Annotated in this window: 19 protein-coding genes; all 19 read right to left on the bottom strand. The window is 61.1% G+C overall.

The annotated features are described in order from the left end of the window. Positions 1 to 32: 32 nt before the first annotated feature. The 19 genes from motD to ACSSVC_RS12255 all read right to left on the bottom strand — a co-directional run bounded on the left by motD (position 33) and on the right by ACSSVC_RS12255 (position 18,880). A complete protein-coding gene (gene motD, locus ACSSVC_RS12345; protein WP_492612563.1) occupies positions 33 to 920 on the bottom strand; it encodes a flagellar motor protein MotD in 888 nt (295 codons plus the stop codon). After that, complete coding sequence (locus ACSSVC_RS12340) at positions 920 to 1,660, bottom strand: flagellar motor protein (protein WP_102864005.1); 741 nt, start codon at positions 1,658 to 1,660, stop codon at positions 920 to 922. The genes motD and ACSSVC_RS12340 overlap by 1 nt, the downstream gene beginning before the upstream one ends. Continuing rightward, positions 1,660 to 2,775: a protein-glutamate methylesterase/protein-glutamine glutaminase gene (locus tag ACSSVC_RS12335; protein WP_102864006.1), complete on the bottom strand. Its 1,116-nt coding sequence runs from the start codon at positions 2,773 to 2,775 to the stop codon at positions 1,660 to 1,662. Before ACSSVC_RS12335 ends, ACSSVC_RS12340 begins: the two co-directional genes overlap by 1 nt. Positions 2,776 to 2,822: 47 nt before the next feature. Then, positions 2,823 to 5,075, bottom strand: a complete 2,253-nt coding sequence (locus ACSSVC_RS12330; RefSeq protein WP_492612333.1) for a chemotaxis protein CheA — start codon at positions 5,073 to 5,075, stop codon at positions 2,823 to 2,825. Positions 5,076 to 5,087: 12 nt separating this feature from the next. Continuing rightward, a complete protein-coding gene (locus ACSSVC_RS12325; protein WP_011060004.1) occupies positions 5,088 to 5,876 on the bottom strand; it encodes a protein phosphatase CheZ in 789 nt (262 codons plus the stop codon). A gap of 30 nt (positions 5,877 to 5,906) precedes the next feature. Beyond that, a complete protein-coding gene (locus ACSSVC_RS12320; protein WP_003183998.1) occupies positions 5,907 to 6,278 on the bottom strand; it encodes a chemotaxis response regulator CheY in 372 nt (123 codons plus the stop codon). A 165-nt stretch (positions 6,279 to 6,443) separates the two neighbouring features. Further along, positions 6,444 to 7,184, bottom strand: a complete 741-nt coding sequence (gene fliA, locus ACSSVC_RS12315; RefSeq protein ID WP_011060003.1) for an RNA polymerase sigma factor FliA — start codon at positions 7,182 to 7,184, stop codon at positions 6,444 to 6,446. Continuing rightward, the gene (gene fleN / locus ACSSVC_RS12310; RefSeq protein ID WP_016963180.1) at positions 7,181 to 8,011 is read right to left on the bottom strand and encodes a flagellar synthesis regulator FleN; all 831 of its coding nucleotides are present in this window, start codon (positions 8,009 to 8,011) and stop codon (positions 7,181 to 7,183) included. Before fleN ends, fliA begins: the two co-directional genes overlap by 4 nt. Positions 8,012 to 8,129: 118 nt before the next feature. Next, a complete protein-coding gene (gene flhF, locus ACSSVC_RS12305) occupies positions 8,130 to 9,452 on the bottom strand; it encodes a flagellar biosynthesis GTPase FlhF (protein ID WP_346631979.1) in 1,323 nt (440 codons plus the stop codon). A gap of 11 nt (positions 9,453 to 9,463) precedes the next feature. Next, entirely contained in the window at positions 9,464 to 11,593 is a 2,130-nt protein-coding gene (gene flhA / locus ACSSVC_RS12300) for a flagellar biosynthesis protein FlhA (protein WP_346631980.1), read from the bottom strand. 283 nt (positions 11,594 to 11,876) lie between these two features. Beyond that, complete coding sequence (flhB, locus tag ACSSVC_RS12295) at positions 11,877 to 13,052, bottom strand: flagellar biosynthesis protein FlhB (RefSeq protein ID WP_346631981.1); 1,176 nt, start codon at positions 13,050 to 13,052, stop codon at positions 11,877 to 11,879. A gap of 3 nt (positions 13,053 to 13,055) precedes the next feature. Further along, entirely contained in the window at positions 13,056 to 13,838 is a 783-nt protein-coding gene (fliR, locus tag ACSSVC_RS12290; protein WP_123723967.1) for a flagellar biosynthetic protein FliR, read from the bottom strand. 4 nt (positions 13,839 to 13,842) lie between these two features. Beyond that, positions 13,843 to 14,112 (bottom strand): flagellar biosynthesis protein FliQ, encoded by a 270-nt coding sequence (fliQ, locus tag ACSSVC_RS12285; RefSeq protein WP_011059988.1) that lies wholly within the window; start codon positions 14,110 to 14,112, stop codon positions 13,843 to 13,845. Between the two features lie 24 nt (positions 14,113 to 14,136). Further along, positions 14,137 to 14,886, bottom strand: coding sequence for a flagellar type III secretion system pore protein FliP (gene fliP, locus ACSSVC_RS12280; protein WP_011059987.1), 750 nt, complete (start codon positions 14,884 to 14,886; stop codon positions 14,137 to 14,139). Continuing rightward, a complete protein-coding gene (gene fliO, locus ACSSVC_RS12275; RefSeq protein WP_346631982.1) occupies positions 14,886 to 15,326 on the bottom strand; it encodes a flagellar biosynthetic protein FliO in 441 nt (146 codons plus the stop codon). Before fliO ends, fliP begins: the two co-directional genes overlap by 1 nt. Beyond that, a complete protein-coding gene (gene fliN, locus ACSSVC_RS12270) occupies positions 15,327 to 15,788 on the bottom strand; it encodes a flagellar motor switch protein FliN (protein WP_346631983.1) in 462 nt (153 codons plus the stop codon). It lies immediately after the preceding gene. Positions 15,789 to 15,843: 55 nt separating this feature from the next. Beyond that, positions 15,844 to 16,812, bottom strand: a complete 969-nt coding sequence (gene fliM, locus ACSSVC_RS12265; RefSeq protein WP_011059984.1) for a flagellar motor switch protein FliM — start codon at positions 16,810 to 16,812, stop codon at positions 15,844 to 15,846. 9 nt (positions 16,813 to 16,821) lie between these two features. After that, the gene (fliL, locus tag ACSSVC_RS12260) at positions 16,822 to 17,322 is read right to left on the bottom strand and encodes a flagellar basal body-associated protein FliL (RefSeq protein WP_346631984.1); all 501 of its coding nucleotides are present in this window, start codon (positions 17,320 to 17,322) and stop codon (positions 16,822 to 16,824) included. A 154-nt stretch (positions 17,323 to 17,476) separates the two neighbouring features. After that, on the bottom strand, positions 17,477 to 18,880 hold the full coding sequence (locus ACSSVC_RS12255) for a flagellar hook-length control protein FliK (RefSeq protein WP_346631985.1): 1,404 nt from the start codon (positions 18,878 to 18,880) through the stop codon (positions 17,477 to 17,479). Positions 18,881 to 18,917: the final 37 nt, after the last annotated feature.

The raw sequence follows: 18,917 nt of genomic DNA, 5'->3' as shown, positions 1-18,917 counted from the left end.
CCGGCCACAGCGGGGCGAGACATAGCGCTAAGTTATAAAGCAGGTGACGGAGAATTGACGGCGCTTCCCTGTACCGGCGTTTTCACTGGGGTTGGTGCAGTTTGTGTGCCAGCACGCTTGAGTGCCGCATCCGGTGTCGCATTGGCGGTTCCGGTGCCGGTCAGGCTGCGGCGCACATCGAGATTGCGCGACACCACCAGGACCACTCGGCGATTGCGCGCCCGGCCTTCGGCGGTGGCGTTGTTGCCCACCGGCTGGAACTCGCCATACCCCACAGAAGCCATGCGCGCCGGGTTCACCCCCTGCATTGCCAGCATCCGCACGATGCTCGCCGACCGGGCCGAAGACAACTCCCAGTTGGTCGGGTACTGCGCGGTCTGAATCGGCTGGTTGTCGGTGAAGCCTTCGACATGAATCGGGTTGTCGAAGGGTTTGAGGATCTTCGCCACCTTGTCGATGATGGTGAACGCCTGATCGCTGGGCATGGCATCGCCGCTGCCGAACAACAGGCTGGAATTGAGTTCGATCTCCACCCACAACTCGTTGCCACGCACGGTCATCTGGTTGGAGCTGATCAAGTCGCCAAAGGCGGCGCTGATGTCATCGGCGATGCTTTTCAGCGGATCACTGCCACCGGAGATGCCAGCGTCGGTCTGATCGCTGTCCTTGACCAGCGGCTTGGCCGGGGTCACGGTCTTGGGCCGCTCGTCACCGATGGGAATCGGCTTGAGACTGCGATCGGAGTCGGTAAAGACCCCGATCAAGGCTTCGGAAATCACCTTGTACTTGCCCTCGTTGATCGAGGAAATGGAGTACATGACCACGAAAAACGCGAACAGCAAGGTGATGAAGTCGGCGTAGGAAACCAACCAGCGTTCGTGGTTGACGTGTTCTTCTTGCTGGCGACGACGAGCCATAATCAGTCCATGAAGCCTTGCAGCTTCAACTCGATGGAGCGGGGGTTTTCGCCTTCGGCAATCGACAGAATGCCTTCAAGCAACATTTCCCGGTAACGGGACTGGCGCAAGGCAATGGCCTTGAGCTTGGCCGCGATCGGCAACAGCACCAGGTTGGCGCTGGCCACCCCGTAGATAGTGGCGACGAAGGCCACGGCGATACCACTGCCCAACTGCGACGGGTCCGCCAGGTTACCCATCACGTGAATCAGGCCCATCACCGCACCGATGATGCCGATGGTCGGCGCATAGCCGCCCATGCTTTCGAAGACCTTGGCAGCCTCGATATCGCGGCTCTCCTGGGTGTAGAAGTCCACTTCAAGGATGCTGCGGATGGCTTCCGGCTCGGCACCGTCGACCAACAGCTGCAAGCCTTTGCGCGAATAGGTGTCCGGCTCGGCATCCGCCACGCCTTCCAGGCCCAGCAGGCCCTCCTTGCGCGCCGTCAGGCTCCAGTTGACCACCCGATCGATACCTCCGGGCAGATCCACCCGAGGTGGAAACAGAATCCACACCAGGATCTGCATGGCCCGTTTGAAGGCACTCAACGGCGACTGCAGCAAGGCAGCGCCAATGGTCCCGCCAAGCACGATCAGTGCCGCCGGGCCATTGGCCAGGGCCGACAGGTGACCACCTTCCAGGTAGTTGCCGCCGATGATGGCGACAAACGCCATGATGATCCCGATAAGGCTGAGCACATCCATCAGAGACAGGCCTCGACCAGATGCCGGCCGATGTCGTCCAGGCTGTACACCGCATCCGCCAGGTTGGCTTTGACGATGGCCATGGGCATGCCGTAGATCACGCAGCTGGCTTCATCCTGGGCCCAGACCGCACTGCCACCCTGCTTGAGCAGACGCGCACCTTCACGGCCGTCAGCGCCCATACCGGTCAGTACCACCGCCAGAACTTTGTCGCTGTAAGATTTGGCTGCAGAACCGAAGGTGATGTCCACGCACGGCTTGTAGTTCAGGCGCTCGTCGCCAGGAAGAATCTTCACCGCACCACGACCGTCGATCATCATCTGCTTGCCGCCAGGAGCCAGCAGCGCCAGGCCCGGACGCAGGATGTCGCCATCCTCCGCTTCCTTGACGCTAATACGGCAGAGCTTGTCCAGACGCTCGGCAAAGGCCTTGGTGAAGGCCGCCGGCATATGCTGAATCAGCACGATAGGTGCCGGAAAGTTGGCCGGCAGTTGGGTCAGGACCCGCTGCAGCGCCACCGGGCCACCGGTGGAAGTACCGATCGCCACCAGCTTGTAGGCCTTGCGCTTGGGCGCCGGTGATGCCGGGCCGGCAGCCGGTGCCGGAGCACGGACTGGAGCAGGTGCAGGCGCTGGACGACTGCCGCCAAAGCTCGACGGCGCCGGAGCTGGAGCAGCCGGTTGCGGCGCCGGGGCGCTGTAGCTGCTGAAACGGCGATTACTGCGCGAAATGCTGTGGACTTTCTCGCACAGCAGTTGCTTGACCTTCTCGGGATTGCGCGAGATGTCTTCGAAATTCTTCGGCAGGAAATCCACAGCCCCGGCATCCAGCGCGTCGAGGGTCACTCGAGCGCCTTCGTGGGTCAGGGAAGAGAACATCAGGACCGGCGTCGGGCAGCGCTGCATGATATGCCGCACTGCGGTGATGCCATCCATCATCGGCATCTCGTAGTCCATGGTGATCACGTCCGGCTTGAGCGCCAGGGCCTGATCGATCGCCTCTTTACCATTGGTCGCCGTACCGACGACCTGGATATTCGAATCCGCTGAAAGAATTTCCGAGACGCGGCGGCGGAAAAAACCCGAATCGTCCACCACCAGGACTTTGACTGCCATAAACACTCCGTTAGGTGGGGCGAGGCCAACCGCCCCTCCCCGCCGAATCAAATACGCCGTGCGGCGTAACGCTTGAGCATGCTCGGAACATCGAGAATCAGAGCGATGCGGCCGTCACCGGTAATGGTGGCGCCGGACATGCCCGGGGTTCCCTGAAGCATTTTGCCCAAGGGCTTGATGACCACTTCTTCCTGGCCTACCAGCTGGTCGACGACAAAGCCGATCCGCTGGGTGCCCACCGAAAGGATCACTACGTGGCCTTCACGCTGCTCTTCATGAGCGGCGGAACTGACCAGCCAGCGCTTGAGGTAGAACAGGGGCAACGCCTTGTCACGCACGATCACCACTTCCTGACCGTCCACCACGTTGGTGCGGGACAGGTCGAGGTGGAAAATCTCGTTGACGTTGACCAACGGGAAAGCGAACGCCTGGTTACCCAGCATCACCATCAGGGTCGGCATGATCGCCAGGGTCAACGGCACCTTGATGACGATCTTCGAGCCCTGGCCCTTGGTCGAGTAGATATTGATCGAACCGTTGAGCTGGGAAATCTTGGTCTTCACCACGTCCATGCCCACGCCACGACCGGAGACGTCGGAAATCTCGGTCTTGGTGGAGAAGCCCGGGGCAAAGATCAGGTTGTAGCACTCGGTGTCGCTCAGGCGGTCGGCCGCGTCCTTGTCCATCACGCCGCGCTTGACGGCGATGGCCCGCAGTACGTTCGGGTCCATGCCCTTGCCGTCATCGGAAATCGACAGCAGGATGTGATCGCCTTCCTGTTCCGCCGCCAGCACCACCTTGCCACCGCGGGACTTGCCCGAGGCTTCGCGCTCTTCCGGCGATTCGATGCCGTGGTCCACCGCGTTGCGCACCAAGTGCACCAGCGGGTCGGCCAGGGCCTCTACCAGGTTCTTGTCGAGGTCGGTTTCTTCCCCCACCAGTTCCAGGTTGATTTCTTTCTTGAGCTGCCGGGCCAGGTCGCGAACCAGACGCGGGAAGCGCCCGAAAACCTTCTTGATCGGCTGCATGCGGGTTTTCATCACCGCGGTCTGCAGATCGGCCGTCACCACGTCGAGGTTCGACACGGCCTTGGACATGGCTTCGTCGCCGCTGTTGAGACCCAGGCGCACCAGACGGTTACGCACCAGAACCAGCTCGCCCACCATGTTCATGATTTCGTCCAGGCGCGCGGTATCGACCCGCACCGTGGTTTCTGCTTCGCTGGCAGGCTTTTCCGCTGGCGGCGCAGCCGCCGCGCGAGCAGGAGCCGGGGCCGGCTTCGGTGCTTCAGCCTTGGCCTCGGGCTTCTTCGCCACTGGCTTGGCGACTGCAGCGCTGGCTGTCGCAGGTGCAGCTGCCGCCGCCACGGCCGGCTTCGACGCACCCGGGGCTTCGGAGAATTTGCCCTTGCCGTGCAACTCGTCCAGCAGCGATTCGAATTCGTGATCGGTGATCAGGTCGCTGCCAGCGGCTGCCGCGCTTGGCGCAGCCACTGCCGGAGCAGGCGCCGCAGCCACGGCCGAATCCAGCGCATCCACGGCAAAGGTGCCCTTGCCATGCAATTGGTCCAGCAAGGCCTCGAATTCGTCGTCGGTGATTTCGTCGCCACCGGCGGCTGCGCCAGGCGTGGCGTTGGCCGCAGCCGGGGCCACCGCATCGGCGGCGAACTGGCCTTTACCGTGCAGTTGGTCCAGCAGCGACTCGAACTCGGCGTCAGTGATTTCATCGCTGGCCGGCTCGCCCGCAGCCACTGGAGCAGCGGCAGGCGCAGCCTCGGCGTCGGCCTTGGCGGCATTCAGCGAATCGAGCAGCAATTCGAATTCGTTATCGGTGATATCCCCGCCCTGGGCCTCAGGCTCGGCAACGGGTTCAGCCATCTCTTCCACAACAGGCGCTGGAGCCTCGGCACCGGCGGGTTCGGCCAGGCGCGCCAAGGCGGCCAGCAGTTCCGGTGTCGCGGCAGTAATTTCGGTGCGCTCACGGACCTGGCTGAACATGCCGTTCACCGCGTCCAGAGCCTCAAGCACCACGTCCATCAGTTCCGAGTCGACTCGCCGCTCACCCTTGCGCAGGATGTCGAAGACGTTCTCGGCGATGTGGCAGCACTCCACCAGCTCATTGAGCTGGAGGAAGCCGGCGCCCCCTTTAACAGTGTGAAAACCGCGAAAAATTGCATTGAGCAAGTCCGCATCATCTGGCCGGCTTTCCAGCTCGACCAGTTGTTCGGACAGTTGCTCTAGAATCTCGCCGGCCTCAACCAGGAAATCCTGAAGGATCTCTTCATCGGCGCCGAAGCTCATTAATGGGTGCTCCTAGAATCCAAGGCTGGAAAGCAAATCGTCTACATCGTCCTGACCGGACATAACGTCTTCCCGTTTATCGGCATGAATCTGCGGACCTTCACCCTTGGCGAGATGTTTTTGCGGATCTTTTTCAGCGAGGATCGATTCACGGTCATGTTCGATGCCGGCGAAACGATCGACCTGGCTGGCCATCAAGACGAGTTTGAGCAGATTGCTTTCGACTTCCGTGACCAACTGGGTCACACGCTTGATCACCTGACCGGTCAGGTCCTGGTAATCCTGCGCCAGCAGAATGTCGTTGAGGTGGCCCGATACGGTGCGGGTTTCCTGCTCGCTGCGCGTCAGGAAACTGTCGACCCGGCGTGCCAGTTCGCGAAACTCTTCAGCGCCGACCTCACGCCGCATAAAGCGCCCCCAGTCTGCGCTCAAGGCCTGGGCTTCAGTGCTCAGGCCGTTGACCAACGGGGTGCTGCTCTCTACCAGGTCCATGGTGCGGTTGGCTGCGGCTTCCGTGAGCCGGACCACATAGGACAGGCGCTCAGTGGCATCCGTGATCTGTGAAACTTCCTCGGCTTGCGGCATGTGCGGGTCAATCTGGAAATTGACGATTGCGCTATGCAGCTCGCGGGTGAGCTTGCCCACTTCCTGATACAGGCCGCGGTCACGGGTCTGATTGAGCTCATGGATCAATTGCACCGCTTCGCCGAACCTGCCCTTTTCAAGGCTTTCGACCAGTTCCAGCGCATGTTTTTTCAGGGTCGACTCAAAGTCGCCCAGTGAAGATTCGTTATGCTCCATAGCTCCCCCGTGGCGGAATGGCTACGCGTCTCAACCGATGCGTTCGAAGATTTTTTCGATCTTCTCTTTCAACGCCTGAGCCGTGAATGGTTTGACGACATAGCCGTTTACGCCGGCCTGGGCAGCTTCGATGATCTGCTCGCGCTTGGCTTCAGCAGTAACCATCAATACCGGCAGGTGCTTGAGTTTTTCATCGGCACGCACGTGGCGCAGCAGGTCGATACCGGTCATGCCCGGCATGTTCCAGTCTGTTACCAGAAAGTCGATGCTCCCGCTGTTGAGTACCGGAATGGCAGTGGTGCCATCGTCGGCCTCGACCGTGTTGGTGAAACCCAGATCACGCAACAGGTTTTTTATGATCCGCCGCATCGTTGAAAAGTCATCAACGATGAGGATTTTCATGTTCTTGTCCAATTCGACCTCCAAGCAGTCTTAAACGCATCCAGCACCTGAACGCGCCATTCAATCAATTCGGCATAACACACAACGACTGCATGGAGCACATACCGCAAGACCGGTGCAGCGCTTGCTTCACCGGTCCTGATCGCAGTGTCCCCACACTGCCTGTCAGCGCGCTCGCCACTCCCCCAAACGCCCCCGCAAGCGGGCTGCGCACTGGCTGTGTAACTGGCTGACCCGCGACTCGCTGACCCCCAGGACCTCACCGATTTCCTTGAGGTTCAGCTCTTCGTCGTAGTACAGCGCCAACACCAGTCGCTCGCGCTCCGGCAAATTGGCAATCGCATCCGCCAACGCAGCCTGGAAGCGTTCATCCTCCAGGTCCCGTGACGGCTCGAGATGAGCACTGGCGCCATCCTCATGCAGCCCTTCATGTTCGCCGTCCTGCAACAGGTCGTCGAAACTGAACAGGCGGCTGCCCAAGGTGTCGTTCAAAATCCCGTAATAATCGTCGAGACTCAATTGAAGTTCGGCCGCAACTTCGTGATCTTTAGCGTCACGACCGGTTTTAGCTTCAATTGCGCGAATGGCATCACTGACCATGCGCGTATTACGGTGCACCGAACGCGGTGCCCAATCGCCTTTGCGAACCTCGTCGAGCATCGCCCCACGGATACGAATACCCGCATAGGTTTCGAAACTCGCCCCCTTGCTCGCGTCGTATTTGGTCGACACTTCGAGCAAACCGATCATCCCGGCCTGAATCAGGTCTTCCACCTGAACACTGGCCGGCAACCGCGCCAGCAGGTGATAGGCAATACGCTTGACCAGGGGCGCGTAGCGCTCGATCAGTTCGTATTGGCTGTCACGTGCCGACTTCTTGTAGAGGTTGTAGCCGCTGGCAGTCATAGCACCGGTCCCGCTGTTTGATGCACTAGCCGCTCGACAAAAAACTCCAGATGCCCGCGTGGGTTCGCTGGCAACGGCCAGGTATCGACTTTTTGCGCGATGGCCTTGAACGCCAATGCACACTTCGAACGAGGAAAGGCTTCATAGACCGCACGCTGCTTTTGCACGGCCTTGCGTACGCTTTCGTCGTAGGGAACTGCGCCGACGTATTGTAAGGCCACGTCCAGGAAGCGATCCGTGACCTTGGTCAATTTTGCAAACAGGTTGCGCCCTTCCTGAGGGCTCTGGGCCATGTTGGCCAAGACCCGGAAACGGTTCATGCCATAGTCGCGGTTGAGCAGTTTGATCAGCGCGTAGGCGTCGGTGATGGAGGTCGGTTCGTCACAGACCACCAGCAACACTTCCTGGGCCGCGCGGACGAAACTGACTACCGAGTCACCAATACCTGCAGCGGTGTCGATCACCAGTACATCGAGATTGTCGCCGATGTCGCTGAAGGCCTGGATCAGACCGGCGTGCTGGGCGGGGCTCAGGTGCACCATGCTTTGGGTACCCGAAGCGGCCGGAACGATGCGAATGCCGCCAGGCCCCTGGAGCAGCACGTCGCGCAGCTCACAGCGCCCTTCGATGACATCCGCCAGGGTGCGCTTGGGGGTCAGACCCAACAGGACATCGACGTTGGCCAGTCCCAGATCGGCGTCCAGCAGCAAGACTCGCCGGCCGAGCTCAGCCAGAGCCAGGGACAAGTTCACTGACACATTAGTCTTGCCGACGCCACCTTTGCCGCCGGTCACCGCAATCACCTGTACGGGATGCATGCTGCCCATGTTCTTTCTTTACCTTGTCTTACTTAGACGGGGCCACATAACTGGCTGCGCGTTCACCATTGGAACAATGCATGGCAGACCATCGATGTAGATACACTGCAATCTATTCATGTCTACCTCAGCCGACCCGCTTGGTCGGGCTGTGATAGAGGTCAGCGAACATGTCGGCCATGGCTTCTTCGCTGGGTTCTTCCTGCATCTGCACGCTGACAGCGCGACTCACCAACTGGTGCCGGCGAGGCAGGTGCAAATCGTCGGGAATCCGTGGACCATCGGTGAGATAGGCCACCGGCAATTCGTGACTGATGGCCAGGCTCAAGACCTCGCCAAGACTGGCTGTTTCATCCAGTTTAGTCAGGATGCAACCGGCCAGACCGCAGCGCTTGTAGCTGTGGTAGGCAGCGGTCAGCACCTGCTTCTGGCTGGTGGTGGCCAGTACCAGGTAATTCTTCGCCCGAATCCCACGACCGGCCAGGCTTTCCAGTTGCATGCGCAACGCCGGGTCGCTGGCTTGCAGGCCGGCGGTGTCGATCAATACCACGCGCTTGCGCAGCAGCGGGTCCAGGGCCTGAGCCAGGGACTGGCCTGGATCGACATGGGTCACCGACACATTGAGGATACGCCCCAGGGTCTTGAGCTGCTCCTGGGCGCCAATACGGAAGCTGTCCATGCTCACCAGAGCGATGTTCTGCGCGCCGTACTTGAGGACATAGCGCGCTGCCAGTTTGGCCAGGGTGGTGGTCTTGCCCATGCCGGCAGGGCCGACCATGGCGATCACGCCACCCTCTTCAAGCGGCTCGACTTCCGGGGTCTGGATCATCCGCGCCAGGTGTGCCAGCAACATGCGCCAGGCCTGGCGAGGCTCGTCGATTTCGCTGATCAGTGCCAGCAGATCGCGAGACAGCGGGCCGGAGAGGCCGATGCGCTGCAGGCGACGCCAGAGGTTGGCCTGCTCGGGGCGACTGCCCTGCAACTGGCTCCAGGCAAGAGAGCCCAGTTGCACTTCCAGCAGCTCGCGCAGACCGTTGAGTTCGAAACGCATGGAGTCCAGAGCCCGATTATCGGGCGCCGGAGCAGCAGGAGCCGGCGCCGGGCGCGGACGCTCGGTCAGGGTCGGCTCGATCAGCGGCTCGGCGGCAGTCAATGGCAGACCGGCGAACAACTGGCGATTGGTGATCGAGGCGCTGTCGCCCTCGCCCCGCAGGCTCAGTTCGGCCTGGGCGGTGACGATCCGCGACTGGGTCTTGCGCAACTCGTCCTCGAGTTCCATGTTCGGAACCCGTGGCGACAACGCCGACAACTTGTAATCCAGCGCAGCCGTCAGCTCGACACCCCCGGCAATCCGCCGGTTGCCGATAATGGCAGCTTCAGCGCCCAATTCATCACGAACCAGTTTCATGGCCTGACGCATATCGGCGGCGAAAAAACGCTTAACTTGCATAACCCACTACCTCAGCCGTTGGGCCCTACTGTCGCAACGATGGTCACTTGCTTGTTGTCGGGAATTTCCTGGTACGCCAGCACATGCAACCCGGGAACGGCGAGACGCCCGAACCGCGAGAGCATGGCGCGGACCGGACCCGCTACCAACAGAATCACCGGTTGACCTTGCATCTCTTGACGCTGCGCCGCATCGATCAGCGAACGTTGCAGCTTTTCAGCCATGCTTGGCTCCAGCAGAACGCCTTCTTCCTGGCCTTGTCCTGCCTTCTGCAAACTGCTGAGCAAAATTTGTTCCAACCTTGGCTCCAAGGTGATCACTGGCAGCTCAGACTCAGTACCTACAATGCTTTGGACGATGGCGCGAGACAATCCGACCCGAACCGCGGCAACCAAAGCGGCAGTATCTTGACTCTTGGCGGCATTGTTGGCGATAGCCTCGGCAATGCTGCGGATATCCCGTACCGGCACCTGTTCGGCCAGCAGCGCCTGCAAAACCTTGAGCAACTGCGACAACGACAGCACACCCGGCACCAACTCCTCCGCCAGCTTCGGCGAACTCTTGGCCAGCAACTGCATCAGCTGCTGCACTTCCTCGTGACCGATCAGCTCGCTGGAGTGCTTGTACAGAATCTGGTTCAAGTGGGTGGCGACCACGGTACTGGCATCCACCACGGTGTAGCCGAGGGACTGCGCCTGAGGCCGCTGGCTGATTTCGATCCACACCGCCTCCAGGCCGAAGGCCGGGTCACGGGCAGAGATACCGTTGAGGGTGCCGTAGACCTGCCCCGGGTTGATCGCCAATTCGCGATCCGGATAGATCTCGGCCTCCGCCAGGATCACACCCATCAGAGTCAGGCGATAGGCACTGGGGGCCAGGTCCAGGTTGTCACGGATATGCACAGTGGGCATGAGGAAGCCCAGGTCCTGGGAGAGCTTCTTGCGCACCCCCTTGATCCGCGCCAGCAGCTGTCCGCCCTGGTTGCGATCCACCAGGGGAATCAGGCGGTAGCCAACTTCCAGGCCGATCATGTCGATCGGGGTCACATCGTCCCAACCCAGCTCCTTGGTTTCCATGGCCCGAGCCGGAGAAGGCAGCAGGTCCTGCTGACGCTGGACCTCTTCCAGAGCCTGGACCTTGACCAGATTCTGCTTTCTCCAGACCAGATAAGCCGCACCGCCAGCCACCGCTGCCAGGCTGAGGAAGGAGAAGTGCGGCATGCCCGGCACCAACCCCATCACCGCCATCAGGCCCGCGGCCACCGCCAGCGCCTTGGGCGAGGCGAACATCTGCCGGTTGATCTGCTTGCCCATTTCTTCGGAACCCGAAGCACGCGTCACCATGATGGCGGCCGCAGTGGACAGCAGCAGCGATGGCAGTTGCGCCACCAAACCGTCACCGATGGTCAGCAAGGCATAGACCTTGCCGGCGTCGGCAAAGGTCATGTTGTGCTGGAAGATACCGACCGCCATACCGCCGATCAGGTTGATGAAGAGGATCAGCAGGCCGGCGATGGCGTCGCCGCGAACGAACTTGCTGGCACCGTCCATGGAGCCGTAGAACTCGGCTTCCTGGGCCACCTCCAGACGACGCAGCTTGGCCTGATTCTGATCGATCAGGCCGGCGTTGAGGTCGGCGTCGATGGCCATCTGTTTGCCGGGCATGGCATCCAGGGTGAAGCGCGCGCTCACCTCGGAGATGCGTCCGGCACCCTTGGTCACCACCACGAAGTTGATGATCATGAGGATCGCGAAGACCACGATACCCACGACATAGTTACCGCCGATCACCACCTCACCGAAGGCCTGGATCACCTTACCGGCCGCGGCATGGCCTTCCTGGCCGTGGAGCATCACCACTCGGGTCGAGGCCACGTTGAGTGCCAACCGCAGCAAGGTGGCCACCAGCAGAATGGTCGGGAACACCGCGAAATCCAGCGGTCGCAGGGCGTACACGCAGACCAGCAGGACCACAATCGACAGGGCGATGTTGAAGGTGAAGAACACATCCAACAGGAACGCCGGCACTGGCAGCATCATCATGGCCAGCATGACCAACAGCAGCACAGGTACACCCAGGTTGCCTCGACCGAGGTCAACCAGGTTACTGCGAGCCGTGTTGATTAACTGAGAGCGATCCACCGATTTACCCCGTTCCGTAAAGCAAACTTTTGACGCCTGAAGCGGCTCGGGGCTGCTACTGCAAGAAGCCTTCCAACTTTGCCGCAGCGGCGCAATCGCGCCCTGAACCAGGAGGAACCGGCGTGCCGGCGAACAGGATCGCGGGGCCGCCCTCGTCGGCAAACGAAGCGTCGCAGGGCCGGCTGCAAGGAACAGAGTTACAAGGCGAGATAATGGCAATTAGCCATTTTTCTGACATAAGCAAGGCGCATTCGCTGGCAAGCCAGCGCCTGCATGCCTGGAACTAGACAGGATCGATGGGGCCGCCCGAGGACTGCTTGCCGCCAGTGTCGCGCTGCAGATCCGTAGGAATCGGCAAGTCCTTGAGCGGGTCCGGGCGCTTGCCCTTGCCTGCACGGTGCTGGCGAATCTGGTAGACATAGGCCAGGACCTGGGCCACCGCCAAGTAAAGCCCCGCCGGGATCTCTTCCTCAAGCTCAGTGGAGTAATAGATGGAACGCGCCAGGGCCGGGGACTCCAACAACATCACTTCATGGGCCACGGCAATCTCGCGGATTTTCAGGGCCAAGAAATCACTGCCCTTGGCCAGCAACACCGGCGCCCCACCCTTCTCGGCGTCGTACTTGAGAGCCACGGCGTAGTGGGTCGGGTTGGTGATGACCACGTCGGCCTCGGGGATCGCTGCCATCATCCGCCGCTGGGACATCTCGCGCTGGGTCTGGCGAATCCGCTGCTTGACCTCAGGCCGACCTTCCTGGTCCTTGTGCTCGTCACGCACCTCCTGCTTGGTCATCAACAGCTTCTTATGGGCCTGGTACAGCTGCACCGGCACATCCACCGCGGCGATCAAAATCAACCCGCAAGCCATCCACAAAGTGCTCCAACCCACCACCTGGACACTGTGGATGATCGCCAGCTCAAGCGGTTCGTGGGCGATCCGCAGCAGGTCGTCAATGTCCGACGACAACACCGAAAGCGCCACGAACAGCACCAGGCCGAACTTGGCCAGAGCCTTGAGCAACTCGATCAACGCAGTGAACGAAAACATCCGCTTGAGGCCGTTGGCCGGATTCATCCGACTGAACTTGGGCGCCAGGCTCTTGCCCGCAAACAGCCACCCCCCCAGGGATATCGGCCCGATGACGGCCGCCAGCAGCAAGGTCAACAGCACCGGCTGCACCGCCAGGATGGCGATCTTGCCCGAGTGCAGCAGGTACAGTCCCATGGCGCCCGGGCTGAGCAGCACTTCCCGGGGCAAAGAGAAGTTCAGGCGCATGATTTCCAGCAGATCCTGAGCCAGACCGCCCCCATAAACCAGCAGACCGCCCGCCCCCGCCAGCATGATGGCCAGGGTATTGAGCTCCTTGGAACGGGCGATTTCACCCTTCTCCCGGGAGTCCTTCTTGCGCTTCTCCGTGGGGTCTTCTGTCTTGTCCTGACCGCTCTCGCTTTCTGCCATGGCTCAGCGCGCCTTTGCCAGTTCGCGTAAGAACTGCAAGGCCTCGGAGGCCAGCGGTTGATACTGGTTGAGAATGTCGGCCAGGCTGATCCAGACAATGCCCATGCCGAGCACCAGGGTCAGGGGAAAGCCGATGGAGAAGATGTTCAACTGCGGGGCGGCTCGGGTCATCACGCCAAAGGCGATGTTGACCACCAGCAAGGCGGTGATCGCCGGCAGCACCAGGAGCAACGCCGCCCCCAGGACCCAACCCAGCTTGCCCGCCAACTCCCAGTAGTGGTTGACCATCAGGCCGCCGCCCACCGGCAGGGTGGTGAAGCTTTCGGTAAGGACCTCAAAAACCACCAGATGGCCATTCATGGCCAGGAACAGCAGGGTCACCAGCATGGTGAAAAACTGCCCGATCACCGCCACCGAGACACCGTTGGTGGGGTCGACCATGGAAGCGAAGCCCATGCCCATCTGGATCGCCACGATCTGCCCGGCGACCACAAAGGACTGGAAGAACAACTGCAGGGAAAACCCCAGCACCGCACCGATCAGAATCTGCTCGGCAATCAGCAGCAGGCCACTGAGATCCAGGGCATGCACTTCAGGCATGGGTGGCAGGCCCGGGACTATGACCACGGTAATCGCCAGGGCGAAATACAGGCGCACGCGACGCGGCACCAGAGTGGTACCAAAAATCGGCATCACCATCAGCAGCGAGGTGACCCGGAACAGCGGCAACATGAAGCTCGCCACCCAGGTACTGATCTGAGTGTCGGTCAGCGCCAACAGGGACATCGGCTCAGCCGATCAGCTGAGGAATACTGCCGTACAACTGACGGATGTATTCCATAAAGGTTTGCACCAGCCAGGGACCGGCAACAATCAGGGTCACCAGCATCACCAGCAGGCGCGGCAGGAAGCTCAGGGTCTGTTCGTTGATCTGGGTGGCCGCCTGGAACATGGCCACCATCAACCCCACCAGCAGGCTGGGCACCACCAGCACCGCCACCATCATGGTGGTCAGCCAGAGGGCTTCGCGAAACAGGTCTACCGCGACTTCTGGAGTCATTGTCGAGCACCCGCTAACAAGGTTTTAAACACCACCGAAACTGCCCGCCAAGGTACCGATGATCAGGGCCCAGCCATCCACCAGGACAAACAGCATGATCTTGAACGGCAAGGAAATGATCAGCGGCGAAAGCATCATCATGCCCATGGCCATCAGCACACTGGCCACCACCAGGTCGATGATCAGGAACGGGATAAAGATCATGAAGCCGATCTGGAAGGCCGTCTTGAGCTCGGACGTGACGAAGGCCGGCACCAGAATGGTCAGGGGCGCCTGGTCAGGGCTGGCGATGTCGGTGCGCTTGGACAGGCGCATGAACAACTCCAGGTCACTGCTGCGAGTCTGCGCCAGCATGAAGTCCTTGATCGGCACCTGGGCCTTGGCCACTGCATCCTGAGCCGTGAGCTTTTCCGCCAGGTAAGGCTGCAAGGCATCCTGGTTCACCCGGTCGAACACCGGAGCCATGATGAACATGGTCAGGAACAGCGCCATGCCGGTGAGGATCTGGTTCGACGGTGTCTGCTGCAAGCCCAGGGCCTGACGCAGGATCGAGAAGACGATGATGATCCGGGTAAAGCTGGTCATCAGCATGACGAACGCCGGAATGAAACTCAGCGCAGTCATGATCAGCAGGATTTGCAGGCTGACCGAGTATTCCTGCTGACCGCTGGCGTTGGTGCCCAGGGTGATCGCCGGGATCGACAACGGGTCGGCCGCCAGCGCCAGCGGCGCCGCCAACATCAGTGCCAACGTCAAGATGATGCGCAACGGCATTACTTCTTATCCTTCTGATCCTTGCCCAACAGCTCCATCAGGCGCTGGGCGAACTCGGGCGTCGCCTGCTCGGCACTGGGCACCTGCACCGGCTCTTTGAGTACATGCAACGGGGTGATAGTGCCCGGGGTCAGGCCCAGCAAAATCTGCTCGCTGCCCACTTGCACCAGCACCAGACGATCCCGCGGCCCCAGGGCCCGAGAGCCGATCAGCTCGATCACCTGCCCTTTGCCGGCGGGACCGGCCTGCTGCACTCGGCGCAGCAGCCAGGCGAGGAAGAAGATCAGCCCGATCACCAGCAGCAGGCCCAGTACCAGCTGGGTCAACTGCCCGCTGACGCTGCCCACTGCCGGGGCTGCAACCGCAGCGGTCGCAGCCGACTCTGCAGCCAGGGCGCCCAGGGGCAAGCCGAGCACAACCACGCCAAGCAGCTTGTTCACTTAGCGCAGCTTCTTGATGCGTTCGCTGGGGCTGATCACGTCAGTCAGGCGAATACCGAACTTCTCGTTGACCACCACCACCTCGCCATGAGCGATCAGGGTGCCGTTGACCAACACATCCAGCGGCTCGCCGGCCAGGCGGTCAAGCTCGATCACCGAACCCTGGTTGAGCTGCAGCAGGTTGCGGATGTTGATATCGGTGCTACCCACTTCCATGGAGATCGATACCGGGATATCGAGAATCACGTCCAGGTTGGGACCGTCGAGCGTGACCGGCTCATGGTTCTTGGGCATGCTGCCGAACTCTTCCATCTGCAAACGCCCGGAACCGGATGCGGCGCCTGCGTCAGCGGCCAGCAAGGCGTCGATATCGGCCTGGCCGGCATCACCGGTTTCTTCCAGTGCAGCAGCCCATTCATCGGCCAGCGCCTGGTCGTCCTGGGAGTTAATTTCGTCAGCCATCTTGGGTCCTCGACGGGCAAAAATTCATTGAACAGCAAACAGGTTGGAGCGCCGCTCAACGGCGCTCGATCGGCTCGATCACTTGCAGCGCCAGGTTGCCCTTGTGGGAACCCAGCTTGACCTTGAACGACGGCACGCCGTTGGCGCGCATGATCATGTCTTCCGGCAGTTCCACCGGGATCACATCGCCAGGCTGCATGTGCAGGATGTCCCGCAGGCGCAACTGACGACGGGCCACCGTGGCACTCAGCGGTACGGCCACGTCCAGCACGTCTTCGCGCAGGGCCTTGCTCCAGCGCTCGTCCTGGTCGTCCAGATCGGACTGGAAGCCGGCGTCGAGCATTTCGCGGATCGGCTCGATCATCGAGTACGGCATGGTCACGTGCAGATCGCCGCCGCCGCCATCGAGCTCGATGTGGAAGGTCGACACCACGATGGCTTCGCTGGGGCCGACAATGTTGGCCATGGCCGGGTTCACTTCAGAGTTTATGTACTCGAAATTGACCGGCATGATCGCCTGCCAGGCTTCCTTCAGATCGACGAAGGCCTGCTCCAGCACCATGCGCACCACCCGCAGTTCGGTAGGCGTGAACTCACGCCCTTCGATCTTCGCGTGACGGCCATCGCCGCCGAAGAAGTTGTCCACCAGCTTGAACACCAGCTTGGCGTCGAGAATGAACAGCGCCGTACCACGCAGCGGCTTGATCTTCACCAGGTTGAGACTGGTGGGCACATACAGCGAGTGCACGTATTCACCAAACTTCATGACCTGCACGCCACCTACCGCCACATCGGCGGAACGACGCAGCATGTTGAACATACTGATCCGGGTATAGCGGGCGAAACGCTCGTTGATCATTTCCAGGGTCGGCATGCGTCCGCGGACGATGCGATCCTGGCTGGTCAGGTCGTAGCTTTTGACGCTGCCGGGTTCGGCAGCGTGTTCGGTCTGTACCAGACCGTCGTCGACGCCATGGAGCAGCGCATCGATCTCATCCTGGGACAGCAGGTCCTGCACGGCCATGTCGTGTTCCTACTGCAGTACGAAGTTAGTAAAGAGCAACTGCTCGACCACCACTTTGCCCACCTCTTTCTGCGCCACTTCCTGGACGCTGGCAGTGGCCTTCTGGCGGAGCATTTCCTGGCCGACCGGAGTCGCCAGGGTGTCGAAATTCTGTCCGGAGAACAGCATCACCAGGTTGTTGCGGATCACCGGCATGTGCACTTTCAGCGCGTCCAGGTCTGCCTGGTTGCGCGCCAGCAGGGTAATGCTCACCTGCATGTAGCGCTGACGGCCGTTCTGCGTGTAATTGGCGACGAAGGCCGGGGCCATGGGCTCGTAGATCGCTGCCGGCTTGACGTTGCTGGCGGTTTCTGCAGCCGGCGCAGGCTTGCTCTGAGCACTGTGCATGAAGTACCAGGTGGCGCCGACCGACAAGCCGATGGCCAGCAACAACGCCAGGACAATCAAGAGGATAAGCTTGAGTTTGCTTTTCCCTGCGGTGGGTTTTTCTGCTGCTTCGCTCTTCGCCATGCCAATAATCCGTCACTATTCGGGGGTTCACAGTCGCACGGCAAGGCAAGAGCAAGTGTTATGCCAGATTTGTCTGAAATAGGGGGATAAACAGCGGGGAGGGAGAAGCAAGGGGCATGACGAGCTGTCTCGCCACGCCCCTTCTGTCACTCAATCAGGCGTAATAGTCCACAGCACTGGTGCCGATCACGGTCTGTACCGGGGCAGCCACTTCAGCCACGCCATGGGGCAACTCTTCGTCGCCACCGTCCAGGCGCGTGCCACTGGTACTGGAACCACTCCTGCGGTTCTGCTCCTGTTGCGCCTGCTCCTGACCCTGCCAGCCGCGGGACTGGTCGGAAACATTGACGTCCACCTGCCCCAACCCCTGCTGGTTGAACATGTCGCGCATACGGTGCATCTGCCCTTCCAGGGCTTCACGAACGCCGGCGTGGGCACTCATGAAGGTCACCTGGGTCTGCTGATCAGGAATCATGTGCACACGAATATCCAGGCGACCAAGCTCCGCAGGCTGCAATTGGATATCCGCCGATTTGAGGTTGGCGCTGGACAGGTACATCACCCGATTGACCACTTCATCGGTCCAGCCACTCTGGTGCATGGCCAGCGGCTGGTTGACCGGCACCGCATTGGCGGTCTTCGGCGTCGCCGCCTGGGTCAGGGCCGCCAGACGATTGGCGAAGTCATCCACCCGGGTATCGCTGGACGCTCCCTTGAGGTCTTTCAGGCCGTCGGCAATCAGACCAGTGAAGGCCTTTTCGCCGCCCTGCTCGGTGCTGTTCTTGCTGGCTTGCTGTTCAAGCATGCCGGCCATGCCATTGGCGAAGTTCTGCACCGACGTCAACTGACCGTCGGCATTGGCGTTCGCTGGCGCAGCCTTGGGCTGAGACTGACTGGAGGCCGAGACGTGTCCGCCCTGCTCCATGGCCAGACGCACCGCCGGCAAGGCATCCAGTGGATCGGCCTCGGGATCGAACGCCTCCTTGGGCGGCTCCGCCACAGGCGCCACCGTCGGCACTACCGCTGCCGCCACCACGGCTGGCGGCGCCACGGGCACTTCCACCTGAGGTTGCGCAACCACTACCGGCGGCGGCACTTCAGCAACCTGAGGTTGCGGCTGGATCGCCGGCAACAGACTCGGGTCCACCGGCGCCGGATTCACCGAGGCATCGGCCTGCGTGGTGTCGGCCGGCTTGCTGTCATCACTGGCGGCAGCGGCAGGCTTGCTGTCGCTGTTCGCCGACTTATCGGCAGGCAAGGTTTTGCCGCTATCGGCAACCGCTGGCTGCGGCGCGGCAGACTGATCGCTGGCAACATCCTTCTTCGGACTGTTGTCGACGCTCTTGTCACGCACGGGCTTGGGCGAGTTGTCGGCGAGGGCCGGCGGCTTGTTCTGCGGCTTGCTCTGGGACTCTTTGGCATAGAGCTGCGCAAAGCTGGACGCCTTGTCCCCAGGCTCGGCAACGCTTGCCAACGGGCTGGCAGGGGCCGCTTGAGTCTTGGACTTAGCGTTGGCCTGAGCAGTGGCCTGAAGAAGCGAATTAGGGGTAACAGCCATGGGACAGTCTCCGCTGCACGGGGATCATAGGTACAGT

It is taken from the genome of Pseudomonas sp. E1BtOHC1 (assembly GCF_058744285.1).
The sequence above is the reverse complement of the archived record's forward strand: the minus strand, read 5'-3'. Positions and strand labels throughout refer to the sequence as shown.